The sequence below is a fragment of the Micromonospora chalcea genome (assembly GCF_002926165.1).
Lineage (GTDB): Bacteria > Actinomycetota > Actinomycetes > Mycobacteriales > Micromonosporaceae > Micromonospora > Micromonospora chalcea.
The window spans coordinates 19,453-33,994 of the sequence record NZ_MAGP01000129.1 but is presented as its reverse complement, the minus strand read 5'-3'; the positions used below and the strand labels follow the sequence as shown (position 1 = coordinate 33,994).

Annotated in this window: 13 protein-coding genes; 7 read left to right on the top strand and 6 right to left on the bottom strand. The window is 73.6% G+C overall.

From position 1 onward, the window contains the following. Positions 1-8 precede the first annotated feature (8 nt). From BAW75_RS20955 to BAW75_RS20940, 4 genes are all read left to right on the top strand, one after another. Positions 9-548 (top strand): DUF1697 domain-containing protein, encoded by a 540-nt coding sequence (locus BAW75_RS20955; RefSeq protein WP_104114620.1) that lies wholly within the window; start codon positions 9-11, stop codon positions 546-548. A gap of 42 nt (positions 549-590) precedes the next feature. Further along, the gene (locus tag BAW75_RS20950; protein ID WP_104114636.1) at positions 591-1,766 is read left to right on the top strand and encodes an endonuclease; all 1,176 of its coding nucleotides are present in this window, start codon (positions 591-593) and stop codon (positions 1,764-1,766) included. 115 nt (positions 1,767-1,881) lie between these two features. Further along, positions 1,882-2,736: an aldo/keto reductase gene (locus tag BAW75_RS20945; protein WP_043330601.1), complete on the top strand. Its 855-nt coding sequence runs from the start codon at positions 1,882-1,884 to the stop codon at positions 2,734-2,736. 108 nt (positions 2,737-2,844) lie between these two features. Continuing rightward, positions 2,845-3,828, top strand: coding sequence for an aldo/keto reductase (locus tag BAW75_RS20940; RefSeq protein WP_104114619.1), 984 nt, complete (start codon positions 2,845-2,847; stop codon positions 3,826-3,828). 80 nt (positions 3,829-3,908) lie between these two features. Here the strand turns inward: BAW75_RS20940 and BAW75_RS20935 are convergent, their stop codons facing one another. Further along, a complete protein-coding gene (locus BAW75_RS20935; protein ID WP_146074875.1) occupies positions 3,909-5,450 on the bottom strand; it encodes a carboxypeptidase-like regulatory domain-containing protein in 1,542 nt (513 codons plus the stop codon). A gap of 353 nt (positions 5,451-5,803) precedes the next feature. Between BAW75_RS20935 and BAW75_RS20930 the strand changes: the two genes are divergently transcribed. Continuing rightward, complete coding sequence (locus BAW75_RS20930) at positions 5,804-6,817, top strand: ATP-binding cassette domain-containing protein (protein ID WP_104114617.1); 1,014 nt, start codon at positions 5,804-5,806, stop codon at positions 6,815-6,817. Then, positions 6,814-7,668: an ABC transporter permease gene (locus BAW75_RS20925; protein WP_043326269.1), complete on the top strand. Its 855-nt coding sequence runs from the start codon at positions 6,814-6,816 to the stop codon at positions 7,666-7,668. The genes BAW75_RS20930 and BAW75_RS20925 overlap by 4 nt, the downstream gene beginning before the upstream one ends. Positions 7,669-7,719: 51 nt before the next feature. On the opposite strand, the gene BAW75_RS20920 is transcribed toward BAW75_RS20925, so the two are convergent. From BAW75_RS20920 to BAW75_RS20900, 5 genes are all read right to left on the bottom strand, one after another. Then, on the bottom strand, positions 7,720-10,929 hold the full coding sequence (locus BAW75_RS20920; RefSeq protein ID WP_104114616.1) for an ATP-binding protein: 3,210 nt from the start codon (positions 10,927-10,929) through the stop codon (positions 7,720-7,722). 43 nt (positions 10,930-10,972) lie between these two features. Further along, the gene (locus BAW75_RS20915) at positions 10,973-11,380 is read right to left on the bottom strand and encodes a hypothetical protein (protein ID WP_030501892.1); all 408 of its coding nucleotides are present in this window, start codon (positions 11,378-11,380) and stop codon (positions 10,973-10,975) included. Continuing rightward, entirely contained in the window at positions 11,377-11,637 is a 261-nt protein-coding gene (locus tag BAW75_RS20910; RefSeq protein ID WP_030501893.1) for a hypothetical protein, read from the bottom strand. The genes BAW75_RS20915 and BAW75_RS20910 overlap by 4 nt, the downstream gene beginning before the upstream one ends. Before the next feature lie 13 nt (positions 11,638-11,650). Beyond that, positions 11,651-12,364, bottom strand: coding sequence for a hypothetical protein (locus tag BAW75_RS20905; protein WP_064446897.1), 714 nt, complete (start codon positions 12,362-12,364; stop codon positions 11,651-11,653). 138 nt (positions 12,365-12,502) lie between these two features. Further along, a complete protein-coding gene (locus BAW75_RS20900; protein ID WP_244206195.1) occupies positions 12,503-12,889 on the bottom strand; it encodes a globin family protein in 387 nt (128 codons plus the stop codon). Positions 12,890-13,220: 331 nt separating this feature from the next. Between BAW75_RS20900 and BAW75_RS20895 the strand changes: the two genes are divergently transcribed. Continuing rightward, the gene (locus tag BAW75_RS20895) at positions 13,221-14,426 is read left to right on the top strand and encodes an IS110 family RNA-guided transposase (RefSeq protein ID WP_104114634.1); all 1,206 of its coding nucleotides are present in this window, start codon (positions 13,221-13,223) and stop codon (positions 14,424-14,426) included. Positions 14,427-14,542 lie beyond the last annotated feature (116 nt).

The window sequence follows — 14,542 nt, the reverse complement described above, 5'->3', positions numbered from 1 at the left end:
GAGGGCCGATGGCCAGGTACGCCGCTCTGCTGCGGGCCGTCAACGTCGGGGTCAACAAGCTGGCCATGGCCGACCTGCGCCGCGTGGTCACCGACCTCGGTCACACCGACGTCAAGACCTACCTGCAGAGCGGCAACGTGGTCTTCACCAGCCCGCCGGCCCGGCCGGAGACGCTGGCCGAGGGCATCGCGAACCGGCTCGGCGACGAACTGGGCCTGCGGGTGCCGGTGCTGGTCCGCGACGGGGACGGGCTGGCCGCGGTGGCCGCCGCGAGCCCGTACGCGGGCCGGCAGGACGACCACACGCGGGTGCTCGTGGTGTTCCTGTCAGCCGCGCCCGCCACCGCACGGATCCGCGAGCTGGCCGTGCCGCCGGGCGAGACGATGGAGTACGAGGTGATCGGCCGGGAGGCGCACCTGCACTTCCCGGCCGGCGGCTACGGACGGACGAAGTTCACCGCCGCGTACCTGGAGAAGAAGCTGGGTGTGGTGGCGACGGCCCGCAACTGGCGGTCGGTGCTGGCGCTGCGCGACCTGACCGCCGCCTGAGCCTCTCCTCAAACCGGCCCGCGGCACCTAGCATTGCTGCTCATGAATATGAAGCGCGTCACCCGCTCGCGATCCGGGCGGATGTTCGCGGCGGTCGTGCTCGCCGTCGCGGTCGCGATCCCGCTCGGCGTGACCGGCGCCGCCTCGGCCGCGACCACGCTGACCGTGGCGCAGGCGCTCGCCGCGCAGGACGGCCGGACCGCCACCGTGACCGGCTACGTCATCGGCCAGCCCACCGCCACCGACACGGTGCTCACCTCCGGCTTCACCGCCGACACCGCGATCGCCATCGCCGACCAGGCCGGCGAGACCGGCACCGCCCGGATGCTGTACGTGCAGGTCACGGCCGCCTGGCGGAGCACCTTCGGGCTGCTCGGCAACCCGTCGCTGCGCGGGCGGCAGGTGACCGCGACCGACGCGCTGACCGCGTACTTCAGTCACGGCGGGCTGAAGAACCCGAGCGCGATGAGCCTCGGCGGCGGGGCCACGCCGAGCCCTTCCCCGACCCCGACCCCGGCGCCGACCGGCACGCCCGACGCCTACTACGCGGCCGCGGCCGGCAAGACCGGGCCGGCGCTGCGCACCGCGCTGCACGGCATCATCCGGGTGCAGACGAAGCTCAGCTACGACCAGGTGTGGGACGCGCTCAAGGACACCGACCAGGACCCGGCCAACCCGGCGAACGTGATCCTGCTCTACAGCGGACGCTCGCAGAGCAAGAGCAGCAACGGCGGCGGTGCGAACGACTGGAACCGGGAGCACGTCTGGGCCAAGTCGCACGGCGACTTCGGCACCGCCACCGGCCCCGGCACCGACGTGCACCACCTGCGGCCGGAGGATGTGTCGGTCAACTCGCTGCGCGGCAACAAGGACTTCGACGCCGGCGGCGGCGCGGTCGCCGAGGCGCCCGGCTGCTACACCGACGCCGACTCGTTCGAGCCGCGCGACGCGGTGAAGGGCGACGTGGCCCGGATGATCCTGTACATGGCGATCCGGTACGAGGGCGGCGACGGCTGGCCGGACCTGGAACCGAACGACTCGGTGTCGAACGGCTCCGCGCCCCGGCTCGGGCGGCTGTCGAAGCTGCTGGCCTGGAACGACCAGGACCCGCCGGACGCCTTCGAGCAGCGACGCAACCAGCGGATCTACGAACGCTGGCAGGGCAACCGCAACCCGTTCGTCGACCACCCGGAGTGGGCCCGGTCGATCTGGGGTTGACGCTCGTCCCCGATGTGAGGAAGCGTGGCGAGCGGGTAGAGACATCCGGTTGGCACGGCCGGGGCGGGCGGCACGGACGCGCCCCGGCACCGCACGATCGGAGATGAGACTCTTCATGGCCCCCAACAGCGTTCCGGACATCGCGCTCAACGACGGAAACTCCATCCCACAGCTCGGCTTCGGCGTGTTCCAGATCGAACCGAAGGACACCGCCCGGGCGGTCGGCACCGCGCTGGAGATCGGCTACCGGCACATCGACACCGCCCAGATGTACGGCAACGAGGCCGAGGTGGGTCAGGCGCTGCGCGCCTCCGGGCTGGACCGCGGCGAGGTCTTCGTGACCAGCAAGCTGAACAACGGCTTCCACCGCCCGGACGACGCCCGCAAGGCGTTCGAGCAGACGCTGCGGGAACTAAAGTTCGACTACCTCGACCTGTTCCTGATCCACTGGCCGCTGCCCACCCGCTACGACGGCGACTTCGTCTCCACCTGGAAGGTGCTGGAGGAACTGCGTGACGCGGGCACGGTCCGGTCGATCGGCGTGTCCAACTTCCAGGTCGCGCACCTGGAGCGGCTGGCCGCCGAGGCGGACGTGGTGCCGGCGGTCAACCAGATCGAGGCGCACCCCTACCTCGGCAACGAGGAGGTGCGGGCGTACGACAAGGCGCACGGCATCCTCACCGAGGCGTGGTCGCCGATCGCTCAGGGCGCGGTGCTCGACGACCCGACGGTCGTCGACGTGGCCGAGCAGGTCGGCCGGACCCCGGCCCAGGTGGTGCTGCGCTGGCACGTGCAGCGCGGCGACATCGTCTTCCCGAAGTCGACCACCCCGAAGCGGATCGAGGAGAACTTCGCGATCTTCGACTTCACGCTCGACGACACCGCGATGGAGCGGCTCACCTCGCTGGACCGGGGCGAGGACGGCCGGACGGGCCCGAACCCGGACGAGTTCGACTACATCCCGAGCTGAACCGCCGCACACCGAAGGGCCCCGGGGAACCGGGGCCCTTCGACGTTTGACTTCGCGCGCACTCGAAGGGGCAGGGTGACCGGCAAAGCTCCGACGGGGAGGAAATCCATGCGCTACCGCACCATCGGCACCGACCCTGCGACGCGCCGCAAGGTCAGCGTGCTCAGCCTCGGCGCGATGCTCTTCGGCACCGCCACCGACGAGGCCACCTCGTTCGCCATCCTCGACCGCTACGTGGAGGCCGGCGGCACGTTCATCGACACCTCGGACAACTATGCCTTCTGGCAGAACGGGGGCCAGGGTGGCGAGAGCGAGGAACTGCTCGGCCGCTGGCGGCGCAGCCGCGGGGTCGGCGACGAGGTGGTCATCGCCACGAAGCTCGGTGCCCGGCCGCTCGCCCCTGGCACCAGCTACGTGGACAACCCCGAAGGGCTGTCGGCGAAGGTGATCCGCGAGTCCGCCGAACGCAGCCGGGAGCGGCTCGGGCTCGACCGCATCGACCTGCTCTACGCCCACATCGAGGACCACACGGTCGCGCTGCGGGAGACCGTGGAGGGCTTCGCCGAGCTGGTCGCGGAGGGCACCGTCGGGCTGCTGGGCGCCAGCAACCACCGCGCCTGGCGGGTGGAGCGGGCGCGGGCGCTCGCCGCCGCGGCCGGGTTGCCCGGGTACGAGGTACTGCAGTACCACCGCAGCTATCTGCCCCGGCGGCTCGACGTGCCGAGCGAGCTGGACCGGGACGGGGACGTCGTCTGGGTGGGCCCGGACCTGCTCAGCTATCTGCGGGCCGAGCCGCAGCTCACGCTGGTGGCGTACTCGCCGCTGCTCAAGGGCGCGTACGTCCGGCCGGAACGGCTCGGCGAGGAGTACGCGGTGCCCGCCACCCCGGCCCGGCTGGAGGCGTTGCGGGCGGTGGCCGCCGAGACCGGGGCCACCGTCAACCAGGTGGTGCTGGCCTGGCTGATGGGCGGCGACATCCCGTCGATCCCGCTCGTCGGCTTCTCCTCGGTGGCGCAGCTGGAGGAGAGCCTGGGCGCTGTCGACCTGGAGCTGACCCCGGAGCAGCGGACCCGGCTGGACTCGGCGCGCTGACCGGCGCCGGGCCGGGTGGCTCACTCGCCACCCGGCTCGTGCCGATCGACCGCTCGTGCCGATCGACCGGATCGTGTCGCTCAGCCGGCCGGGTACCGGTCGACAGCGACGTCGAGCCGCAGGGTGCCGGTGCCGGGCAGGGTCACCTCGGTGGCGTCGGCCGGGCGGGCCGCGCCGTCGTACCAGCCGGTGTAGCTGACGAACGGCGGCGTCCAGAGCCAGGCCACGGTGACCGGCTGGGGGCCGAGTACGCGCAGCGCGTACTCGCCGTCGCGGTCGGCCGTCCGGCCGATGACCTCACGGGTACGCGCGTTGCGCACCGTCAGCTCGGCGACCACCGGGCGGCCCTCCGGGTCGACGAGCCGGCCGGTGACCAGGACGCCTCGCCGCACGGCGAGGTCGTAGACGGTGGTGGCGCCGGCCCGGACCGTGACCGGCACGGCCTTGCCCCGCAGGGCGAACCCACCGGACCACTGGGTGGCGTTGTCGGCGGTGGTGAACAGCAGCGGCCACGCGTACGGGCCGAGCCAGTCGATGCGGTAGCGGCCCTGCGCGTCCAGCTCCACTCCCCAATCCGGGAAGTCGCCCGTCTCGGGCGCGAGCGTCACGGTGCCGGAGGTCGCCGGCCTGCCGGTGGCCGCGCTGGTCACGGTGCCGGTGACGACACCGGCGCGGTCGAGCCGGATCGGCGGCACGGTGACCGTCTGCCCGGCCCGGAGGGCGACCACCCGGGCCTGCTTCGCGTCACCGGTGCCGCCGGTCGCGCCGACCCACTGCGCGCCGTACGCCGATCCGCCGGCGGGGCGGACGAACAGGTTCCAGGAGCCGGCCGTGATCAGGCCGACGCGGACGTTCCCGGAGGCGTCGGAGCAGTACCGTCCCGGGTTGGCGGGCAGCTCGCCGGTGCCGGCGGGCGCCGGCGTCACACAGGCCCCGGCGACTGGTGCGCCGGTCGCCGCGTCGACCACCCGGGAGACCACGTTCGCGGCCGGGGTCAGGACGACCACGGCGGTGCCGCTGCCGGCGGCGAGGACGTTCACCGTGGCGTAGCGGGGCAGGTGGGTGTCGTCCCGGGTGTAGACCCACACCTCCTGCGGGCCGGGGATCAGCGGCGGGACGGTCACCCGGGTGTCGCCGCACGGATTGCGCCGGGGGTCGAGGAACACGCACAGCCCGTCGACGGCGGCGCCGGTGACCGCGTCGCGCGCCCGCAGGGTCGACCCGCTGGGCACGAGCAGGCGCTCGGAGACCTCCGTCGTGTCCCCCGCGGACACCCGGACCGTTCCGGCCTGCGCCCAGCTGGTCCGGCCCGGCACCCACTGCCGGAGCACCTCGTCGTCCTGGCCGTCGCTGTACACCGGGGTGACGGCGATCTTGTAGTCGCCGGCCGGCACCTCCACGCTGAGCTGCCCGGACTCGTCCAGCGGCAGCAGGTCCTTGTCGTAGCTGCTGTCGGCTGCGGTCACGGCGACGTTACCGGCGGCCGGGCTGCCGTCGGTCCCGGTGACGGTCAGGTGGAGCAAGCCTGCCGGATCAGCCGCCGCACCGGCGGCGGTGGGTGCGGCGGTGACGGCCAGGGCCGCCACGGCGAGTGCGCCGAGCACTCTTCGGACGATGGACACGGTGGACCCCTCTCGGTTTCAATGCGCTCAAGAGGCGTCCGCGTCACCACAACCAGGACACGCCCCCCGTGCGTCGGATGCCGGCGCAGCATATGGCGGACGATCGATCGCGCACTGTCCGCGACCGGTCATCCGGCGGACTGCTGCGGGAACGGTCATAACCCCGTCTTTCTCCCGTACCGGGCCGCCGTCGGCCGGGAATCGCGACCGCCAGATCGGATCTGGCGGACCGTCTGGCGCCGAAGGGGTGAGGCCGGCACAACACCACAGCTCCCCGGCCTCGTTGAAACAGGCGATCGGTCCGGCGGCACGCCGTACGCCTGTCGAGACACCGACGAGAGAGGTAGCAATCCATGAGTAACCGGAACACCGGCCTGGCCGTCGAGGCCGAGGGCCTGGTCCGGTCCTTCGGTACGACGCGGGCGCTCGACGGGCTGGACCTGCGGGTCCCCGCCGGCACCGTGTACGGGGTGCTGGGCCCCAACGGCGCCGGCAAGACCACAGCCGTACGGGTGCTGGCGACGCTGCTGCGCCCGGACGGCGGCACCGCGCGGGTCTTCGGCCACGACGTCGTGCGCGACGCCGACGCGGTCCGCTCCCGGGTGAGCCTGACCGGCCAGTACGCCTCGCTGGACGAGGACCTGACCGGTGCGGAGAACCTGATTCTGCTGGCGCGGCTGCTCGGGCTGAGCCGGGCGGGCGCCCGGGACCGCGCCGACCAGCTGCTCGCCGCCTTCGGGCTGGCCGAGGCCGCCGGGCGGCAGGTGAAGAAGTACTCCGGCGGGATGCGGCGGCGCATCGACATCGCCGCGAGCATCCTCAACACCCCGGATCTGCTGTTCCTGGACGAGCCGACCACCGGGCTGGACCCGCGCAGCCGCAACCAGGTGTGGGCGATCGTGCGGGCGGTGGTGGCGTACGGCACCACAGTGCTGCTGACCACGCAGTACCTGGACGAGGCGGACCAGCTCGCCGGGCGGATCGCGGTCGTCGACCACGGCCGGGTGATCGCGGAGGGCACCCCGGGCGAGTTGAAGTCGTCGGTCGGATCCGGCAGCGTCCACATCCGGCTGCGCGATCCGGGGCAGCGGCCCCAGGCCGAGAAGGTGCTGCGGGCGGCGCTGGGCGTACCGGTGCAGCTCGACACGGACCCGGTGGCGCTGACCGCCCGGGTCGGCGAGGACGGCACCGACCTGGAGGCGAGCGCGCAGGCCGCCCGCGCGCTCGGTGAGCTGGCCGGCGCCGGCATCGTGGTGGACGACTTCTCCCTCGGCCAGCCCAGCCTGGACGAGGTCTTCCTGGCCCTGACCGACCACCCGGCCGTCCCGGCGGACGAGCGGGACGACGAGCTGGAGGCGGCGCGATGAGCGACACCGCGATCACCACCGGGCGCGCGCCGTCCGTCTACGTCCCGTCCGCCGAGGCGCTCGCCACGGTGCTCGCCCCGGCGGAACGGCCGGCCCGGCCGAGTCCGCTCGCCGCGTCGCTGACGTTCGGCTGGCGGGCCCTGCTGAAGATCAAGCACGTGCCGGAGCAGCTGTTCGACGTGACCGCGTTCCCGATCATCATGGTGCTGATGTTCACGTACCTGTTCGGTGGCGCGCTCGCCGACAGCCCGCGTGCGTACCTGCAGTTCTTCCTGCCCGGCATCATGGTCACGAGCGTCGTGATGATCACCATGTACACCGGTGTGGGGCTGAACAACGACATCGAGAAGGGTGTCTTCGACCGGATCCGTACGCTGCCGGTCTGGCGGCCGGCCGCGCTGGTCGGGATGATCTTCGGGGACGTGCTGCGCTACGTGCTCGCCGCGGTGGTCATCCTCTCGGTCGGGCTGGTGCTCGGCTTCCGCCCCGACGGCGGGCTGCTCGGGGTGCTGGCCGGGATCGGGCTGCTCGTGGTCTTCTCGTTCGCGTTCTCCTGGGTCTGGACGTTCTTCGGCCTGGTGCTGCGCAGCGAGAAGTCGGTGATGGGGGTCAGCATGATGGTGCTGTTCCCGCTGACGTTCCTCAGCAACGTGTTCGTGGAACCGTCCACCATGCCCGGTTGGCTGCAGGCGTTCGTCAAGGTCAACCCGATCACCCACCTGGTCGGCGCGGTCCGCGCGGCCATGGCCGGCTCGATGGACGGCCCGAACACGATGTGGTTGCTGCTCTGGAGCGCCGGTTTCGTGGTCGTCTTCGGCACGCTGACCATGTACCGCTACAACCGCCACTGACCGCCCGCCGGGGTGGCGGGACCCGAACCCGCCACCCCGGCGTACGGCAGGTCAGAGCCGCCAGGACACCGGTTCGGGCGGCAGGTAGCGGCAGGTGCCGCCGGTGGTGACGGACTCGCGCAGATGGGCGGCGAGCGCCGGATGCCGCTGGCCGATGCGCCGCAGCGTGTCCCGGATCCGCCCGGTCACCGCCTTGCGTGCCCGTTCGGCCTGGTCACCGAGGCGGCGGCTGCGCCCGGCCAGCCCGGCGGCGGTCCGCAACTGGTCGAGCAGCGCGGCCCGCTCGGCGTCCAGCGCGGACAGCCGCCGCTCGTCGTGGCGTACGGCGGCCCGGTCGATCTCGTCGTCGAGCCGGCGCAGATGCCGGCGGTAGCGGGCCTTCGCCTCGTCGTCCAGCACCGGGTCGGCGCCGAGGCGGCGGGCCGCGACAAGTTCCGGGCCGGCGGCCGGGTCGAGCAGCTCGACGGCGGGCACGTCGGTGCCGGGCCGGCTCAACAGCAGCCGCAGGTCGTGCAGCCCTTTGGCGTCGGGTAGGTGCACCACCACACCGCCGTACCCGAGGCGCCACACCGGCCCGTCCGGGCGGAACTCCGGCGGAGCGGACACCGCCGGGCGAACAGCGGCCAGCGGAGAGACCGCCACCGCCGGGGCATCCGCCCGGGCGGCGGCCATCCGGCCGGGCACCTGTCTCATGCCCAGCGCCCGCGCCTCGGCCGCCGTCGCGGCGCGCAGCCGCCGCGCCTCGGCCGCGTCGCCCGGCCCGTCGCGCCCGGTCAGCGCGGCCACCAGCCCGGCCCGGGCCAGCACCGACCACGGGCGGGCGCCCAGCCGGTCGGCGGCGTCCCGGGCCGCCGTGTAACCGGCGACCGCGTCGTCCCACCGGCCGTCGGCCGCGTCCACCGCGGCCAGCCACAGGTCGACCGGGCCGGCGATGTCGCAGCCGAACAGCGCGGCCATCCACCGTCCCCGGTGCGGCGCCAGCGCCGCCCGCGTCTCGGCGCACCGGCCCGGGTCGCCGTCCACTGCCGCCGCCTGGGCCCGCAGCCGCAGCCACAGCGGCGACACCGACCGGGGGTACGTGGCGCCGGCGGCCTCGATCCCGGCGGTGAGCCCGCGTACGGCGGCCGGGTCGCCGCGTTCGGCGGCGGTGATCGCCCGGAGCAGCTCGGCGGCCGGGTGGCCGGCGCCCACCTTGTCGAGCAGGGCCTCGGCCTCGGCGACGCGGCCGTAGAGAAGCAGCACCGACCAGCGGATGTGGTGCGTCATGAAGGCGTGGTCGGAGTGTTCCGGCTCGGGGTGGCTCTCCACCTCGGCGAAGCACTCCTCGGCGGTGGCGAGGTCGCCCCGGAACGCGGCGATGATGCCGCTGTCCATGGTGGCCGCCATCCGCTGCCGGGGAACCTCGCCCTGCCGGGCGCCGGCCACGAACGAGGCCAGCTCCCGGCGGTATCCCGGGTCGCCCAGTTCCAGCAGCGCGACCCAGCGCAGCGCGGTGGCCCACAGCTCGGTCTCCCGGTCGCCGCCGCGGCGGGCCACCTCCCGGATCTCGGCGGTCACCTGGGCTCGCTCCTCGGCGGTCCCGAGGCCCCAGGTGGTGTCGTGGCGGGCCCACAGGCTGAACGTGAGCGCCTCGTCGTCGCTGCCGTGCCTCGCGAGCGTCTCGGTGGCGGTGATCAGGTCGGTGACCAGGCTGCGCACCGACCGCGCCGGATCCGGCTCGCCGATCAACCGCCGGTACGCCTCGCGGACCAGGTCGTCGGCGTCGAGCCGGCGGCGGGTGGCCGAGTGCCGCCGGTGCGCGGTGAGCGCCACCCGGGTCAGCACGCCGGGGTCGTCGGCCTGCCGGGCCAGCGCGGCGGCCTCGGTCAGCAGCCGCTCGACCTCCTCGGCCGGGCCGATGTGGTGCAGCAGCCCGGCCAGTTCCAGCAGCAGCCGGACCCGCGGGACGGGCTCACCGGGAAGATCGAGCGCCCGCCGGTAGTGCCGGACCGACTCGTCCACGGCGAGCCGGCCGGCCGCGTCCCGGGCGGCTGTGACCAGCAGCTCACCGGCGCGTACCGGGTCCAGCTCGGCGCCGGCCAGCCACGCGTGCCGGGCCAGGTGGGCGGGGCTGAGCGCGCCGGCGAGCGCGTCGGACCTGTCCACGGCGCGGACGACGCCCGCGTGCCGGGCCCGCCGCGCGTCCGCGGCGAGCCCGTCGTAGAGCGTCTCGCGGACCAGGTCGTGCACGAAGACGAACCGCCCGCCGCCCCGGGGCAGCACCAGCCGGGCCGCGGCGGCGCGGCCGAGCATGCGGTCGACCTGGGCGACCGGAGCGGGTACGCAGGCCGCCACCGTCCCCCTGTCGAACTCGTGGCCGAGCACCGCGGCGACGGTGAGCGCCTCGACGACCGGGGCGGTCAACTGGGCGAGCCGGCGGCGCACCACCTCCCGGACGCCGGGCGCGATGGTGTCGGTCAGGCCGTCGGTGTGCCAGAGCCGGGCGGTCTGCTCGACGAAGAACGGGTTCCCGCCGGTGCGCCGGTGCACCTCGGCGACCAGATCGGCGCCCGGCTCGCGGCCGGCGGTGCGGGTCATCAGGGCGGCCACGTCGTCCCGGCCGAGGCCGGTGAGCGTGACCGTGGTGGCCTTCGCGCTCAGCGGCACCAGCAACGGGCGCAGCGGATGCTCGCCGGACTCGACCTCGGCGTCCCGGTAGGTGCCGACGAACAGCAGCCGCTCGAACCAGGTGTGCCGGGTGACGAACTGGAGCAGCCGGACCGACGCCGGGTCGGCCCAGTGCAGGTCGTCGAGGACCACCACGACCGGCCGGTGCTGCGCGACGGCGACGAGCGCCGCGGTCACCGCGTCGTGCCTGTCGAACTCGGCCCGGCCGCCGTCCCCCGCCTCGTCGCCGTCGTCCCCCGCTTCGTCGCCCTCTCCGGCGGGGCGCTCGCCGAGCAGCGCGGCCAGCCCGGCGTCGACCGCTTCGCGGGCGCCGGACGGGTCGTCGGCGAAGCGGGCCAGCCGGCGCAGCACCTGGACCCAGGGCCAGTAGTCGGGGGCGGTGTCGGAGTCCCAGCACGCGGCGCCGAGCACGAGCGCGCCGCTTCGGCGGGCCTCGTCGGCGGCGGCCGAGACCAGTGTGGTCTTGCCGATGCCCGGCTCGCCGGTGACCAGGGCGAGGCCGCCGTGGCCCGCGGTCAGCCGGGCCACCTCGGCGCGCAACAGCGCCGCGGGGTGTTCCCGCCCGATGATCTGCTCGCCGAACCGCGGCTCCATGACCTCCCGACGCTAGTCGAGGGGTCCGACAAGACGACAGCGATCAGGTCCGCGCGTCGGTCACCACGTGCGCGCACGCCGGGCACGCCGACGGCCCCTGCTCGGCGAACCACCTGCAGGTACGCCGGATGGCGCACTTCGGCAGCGCCTCCTCGGCGGGCGGGGCGGTCTCGGCGTACGAGGCGGCCATCCGCGCGCCCAGCCCGCAGTGCGAGCCGGTCCAGAAGCCGCAGGACGAGGTGACGCACGGACCGGCGAGCCGGACCCGTGCCTCGACCGGCTCGTCGGAGTCGCCGAGCCCGGCGAGCGCCACCTCGGCCGGTACGGCCGGGGTCACGTAGGCCACCCGGCCCGCCGGAGTGATCATGCCCAGGAACACCGTGGCGTTCGACGCCGGGGTGCTCGGGCACATCCGCTCCGGCGCGCCGGCCGGCCGGGCGGCGTCGGTCACCGCTGGATCCAGAACCCGATGTCGTTGATCTTCTGCCCGAGGTCCTGGGCGAACGGGCCGTCGATGACCCAGAGCCCGTACCACTCGGGGCGCAGCTTGATGTTGCCGTGGCCGACGGTCAGCGGGTTGGTCAGTTTCGCGTCGGCGGTACGCAGGGCGGCCAGGCCGGCCTTCTGGATCTCCGCGGCGATCAGCGTCTGCTGCTCGGCGCTCAGGTCGACACCGTCGACCACGAAGCGGAACTCGTTGCGGGCCATGTGCTTCCTCCGGTCACTCGTACGATTCGGTGCCCAGCCCGCGACGCAGGCTGGTTCGGGTGAAGGCCGCCCAGCCGGCGTGCGAGGCGGCGTCGGTGCGTTGCCCGGCGCGGGCGAGCACCCGGGCAGCGTGTTCCGCCCAGCGGCCGGGGGTGGCCGCGGCGTCGCCCCACAGTTCGCGGCAGGCCGCGACCGCGAAGGCGACCTGCTCCGGCGCGCCGGTGAACCCGGCCGGTCCGTCGGCGACCCGGATCGTGCCGTCCGGCCGGACCCGCACGTCCGGGAAGTGGTGGTGCAGGCTGGCCAGCGTGGCCAGGTGGGTGGCGTCGCGCCGGCCGGCGGCGAACCCGGCGTGCAGCTCGTCGTCGCGGCGGTGCCGGATCGCGTGCAGCACCAGCGCGTCGCCGGCCGGCTCGACCCGGGCGACCACGTGCACCGGCGTACTCCAGGCCGGCGGCGAGTTCGCCGACCAGAAGGCGAGCCAGGCGGCGAGCCGGGCGTGGAAGTCGGTCTGGACGCCGACCGCGGGCGCGGAGCCGTCGGGCGCGCGCAACGCGGCGGTGGCGATGCGGTCCCGGGCGATCAGCGGTGTCGCGGGACGGGCGGGAGCCGCCGCGGCGGCGGCTCCGGTGGAGGCGACGGCCAGGCCGGTCACTGTGACCGCCGAGGCTGCCGCCGCGCCGGCGAGCAGTCGCCGGCGGTCGAGCGGGTGTCCGTTGTCGTTCATCGTCGGCCCTTCGTCGACGGCAGTGGCCCGACGTTATCGACCGGAAGCGATCAGAAAAACACCCCGCGTGACGGGAGGTTGACAGGAAAACCGGGGATTCCCGGCGGCGTGAACGACCATTCCTGTGCTGGTGGGCGATCAGGCGCGCAGCAGTCCGGCGACCGCCCGCTGGGCGTCCACGAGCGCGGTCGGCGGCAGGTCGAGCGTCCAGAGCGCGGCGGCCAGGTAGTCCAGGACGCGCCAGCGCTGCTCCTCGCTCAACGGCGGTCGCCGCGCGCCGCCGAGGACCGGCCCGCCGTCCGACCCGGTGCCGCCGGGGCTGCGCCACACACCGCCGAGCGCCGCGTCCAGCCGGTCGGTGAGCAGCGCCGCGAGCCGGCGGCGGTCGACCCCGATCAGGTACGGGGCCAGTTCCGCGTCCGCCGCGATCAGCCGCAGCCAGCGGTGCACCGCCTCGCGTACGGCGACCGGGCCGAGCCGGTCGCGCGGCTCGCGGGGACAGGTCACCAGCTCCGTGGTCCGCACGACAAGGGGTACGGATGATCGAGCCCGGTCAGTTCACCACCACGCTTGATATCGATGGATACCTATCTATAGGCTGGCGGCGTTCCGCTCACCCGTTACCTTTTTGATCGTCCCCAGCCGGGGACCCTCGGTCGCCCGGCCCGGTATGACTTCCTGCCCCTGTCGTACGGATGATCCGGGGGGTGTTGTCGCCGGGTCGGGTGGCGTCGGCGGACCGCTGATAGGGACACGGCCACCCGTGTTGGGGTAGGTCTCTTCGTAACGTGGCTGCCGGCAGTCCGACGCCTGGACCAGCGGCCGAGGCCACGGACGATGCGTGGAGGCGGGTCTGGTGAACGACGAATACGGCGTCTACCTCGGCTTGGACGTCGGTAAGGGTGACCACCACGCAGTCGGGCTGGCTCCGGACGGCAAGCGGCTGCATGACGCGGCGCTGCCGAACACCGAGGCCCGGCTGCGGCAGCTGTTCGACAAACTCGCCCGTCATGGTCGGCTGTTGGTGGTGGTCGACCAGCCGGCGTCGATCGGCGCCCTGCCGGTCGCGGTGGCTCGGGCGTGCGGGCATCAGGTGGCCTACCTACCCGGCCTGGCGATGCGCCGCATCGCTGATCTGCACCCAGGCTCGGCGAAGACCGACGCCCGCGACGCTTACGTCATCGCTGATGCCGCCCGCACCCTGCCGCACACGCTGCGGCGGGTCGACACCGGCGACGAGACCCTGGCCGAGCTGGAAGTCCTGGTCGGTTTCGACGACGACCTCGCCGGCGAAGCCACCCGCGTGTCCAACCGCATCCGAGGACTGCTCACCCAGATCCACCCCGCCCTGGAACGGGTCCTCGGCCCGAAACTGCACCACAAGGCCGTCCTGGAGTTGCTGTCGCGCTGCGGCGGACCCGTCGGTCTGCGCAAGGCCGGCCGCCGCAAACTCCTGTCCATCGCCGCCGTCCACGCACCCCGCATGGGGCAACGCCTCGTCGAGCAGATCATGACCGCCCTCGACGAGCAGACCGTCACCGTCCCCGGCACGACAGCGGCGGAAACGATCCTGCCCCGCCTCGCCGACAGCCTCCGCGACGTCCTGAGACAACGCGACCAGGTCGCCACTCAGGTCGAGAGGATGCTTGATGCGCACCCTCTTGCCGGGGTCCTGACCTCGATGCCCGGCATCGGCGTCAGGACCGCAGCCCGGATCCTGCTCGAAGTCGGCGACGGCAGCAGCTTCGCCACCCCCGGCCACCTCGCCGCCTACGCAGGCCTGGCCCCCGTCACCCGACGATCCGGCAGCAGTATCCGCGGCGAACACCCACCCCGAGGCGGCAACAAGAACCTCAAACGCGCCTTCTTCCTCGCCGCGTTCGCCGCCCTCGCGGACCCCGTCAGCCGCGCCTACTACGAGCGCAAACGCGCCGAAGGCAAGCGTCACAACGCCGCCCTCATCTGCCTCGCCCGACGCCGCTGCGACGTCCTATACGCCATGCTCCGCGACAAGATCCCCTACCAACCACGGCCGAGAGATCAGGCACCCGTCCCCGCTTGACGAAACCCATAGGGACACCCCCCCGCGCCCGCCCCGCCGCGCTGATCATGAAGTTGGCGGGGCGAATCCGGGCAAAACACCGGCCTAACCTCATGATCACCGCCTCGGCCCCATCG

What these genes read in the sequence shown, in the direction of transcription:
- BAW75_RS20930 (WP_104114617.1), top strand. Translation starts at nt 5,804, where the DNA reads ATGAGTAACCGGAACACCGGCCTGGCCGTCGAGGCCGAGGGCCTGGTC.
- BAW75_RS20950 (WP_104114636.1), top strand. Translation starts at nt 591, where the DNA reads ATGAATATGAAGCGCGTCACCCGCTCGCGATCCGGGCGGATGTTCGCG.
- BAW75_RS20955 (WP_104114620.1), top strand. Translation starts at nt 9, where the DNA reads ATGGCCAGGTACGCCGCTCTGCTGCGGGCCGTCAACGTCGGGGTCAAC.
- BAW75_RS20945 (WP_043330601.1), top strand. Translation starts at nt 1,882, where the DNA reads ATGGCCCCCAACAGCGTTCCGGACATCGCGCTCAACGACGGAAACTCC.
- BAW75_RS20920 (WP_104114616.1), bottom strand. Translation starts at nt 10,929, where the DNA reads ATGGAGCCGCGGTTCGGCGAGCAGATCATCGGGCGGGAACACCCCGCG.
- BAW75_RS20925 (WP_043326269.1), top strand. Translation starts at nt 6,814, where the DNA reads ATGAGCGACACCGCGATCACCACCGGGCGCGCGCCGTCCGTCTACGTC.
- BAW75_RS20940 (WP_104114619.1), top strand. Translation starts at nt 2,845, where the DNA reads ATGCGCTACCGCACCATCGGCACCGACCCTGCGACGCGCCGCAAGGTC.
- BAW75_RS20905 (WP_064446897.1), bottom strand. Translation starts at nt 12,364, where the DNA reads ATGAACGACAACGGACACCCGCTCGACCGCCGGCGACTGCTCGCCGGC.
- BAW75_RS20910 (WP_030501893.1), bottom strand. Translation starts at nt 11,637, where the DNA reads ATGGCCCGCAACGAGTTCCGCTTCGTGGTCGACGGTGTCGACCTGAGC.